This is a genomic window from Azospirillum sp. ST 5-10 (genome assembly GCF_051225715.1).
Classification (GTDB): Bacteria; Pseudomonadota; Alphaproteobacteria; order Azospirillales; family Azospirillaceae; genus Azospirillum.
The window spans coordinates 1-587 of sequence record NZ_JBPJSP010000111.1 but is presented as its reverse complement, the minus strand read 5'-3'; the positions used below and the strand labels follow the sequence as shown (position 1 = coordinate 587).

The window sequence follows — 587 nt, the reverse complement described above, 5'->3', positions numbered from 1 at the left end:
CAACGCCCGCCTGAACGGCGCAACCAGGGGGCAGATCCTCATGGCGCCAGGGGGGCAGTTCGGGATGTCGCTGGACAGGCCCCAAGGGACTCCACCCTATCCCACCCCTGACGCCCGGACGCCGCTTTTCCACACTGAGCCGCCGACCAGTTTCGGCCAGGGCGTCAGTGATGTTCGAATCTTCTCGCTGCGCGATGTCCGGCAGGAGTTCGATCGGGCCCAGGCGTCAGTGATGTTCGAATCCCATGTTCCAAGCCGCCGGCAGAGCGGACACCCCACCGGCGGTTGACGCTGGTGCAGGGACGGTCAGAGCCAGCGCACGATGATGGCCAACTGCCCCGCTTTGATGGCGGCGTTCACCTCGTCGAGGTCGCCGAAGCGTTCGATGATGGGGGGCTTGGGTGCGGGGGTGGGTGTGATAGACGTACGAGTAGCCATTGCCGCCGTGCTCCTTCACGCGGTTGTGGTGAGGACCGACCAGGCGCGGCAACGTCTGATCGGTCCGCCTTTAGAGCCTATTCCAGTAGGGCGACGAACTCCCAGACGGTGACGGCACACACGATGTGGAGCATGGCCTCGTAGGTGCG

The 587-nt window shown here is 65.1% G+C and carries 2 protein-coding genes; one reads left to right on the top strand and one right to left on the bottom strand.

Annotated features, from left to right (window positions below; translation table 11 throughout):
* A partial coding sequence (locus tag ACSBPG_RS32060; RefSeq protein WP_435541306.1) for a hypothetical protein occupies window positions 1–289 on the top strand: 289 nt, incomplete at its 5' end.
* A gap of 17 nt (window positions 290–306) precedes the next feature.
* Here the strand turns inward: ACSBPG_RS32060 and ACSBPG_RS32055 are convergent.
* On the bottom strand, window positions 307–438 hold the full coding sequence (locus ACSBPG_RS32055; RefSeq protein WP_435541305.1) for a hypothetical protein: 132 nt from the start codon (window positions 436–438) through the stop codon (window positions 307–309).
* Window positions 439–587 lie beyond the last annotated feature (149 nt).

Bases quoted from the DNA above. Each gene is read 5' to 3' on its own strand.
- ACSBPG_RS32055 (WP_435541305.1), bottom strand. From the start codon at position 438: ATGGCTACTCGTACGTCTATCACACCCACCCCCGCACCCAAGCCCCCC.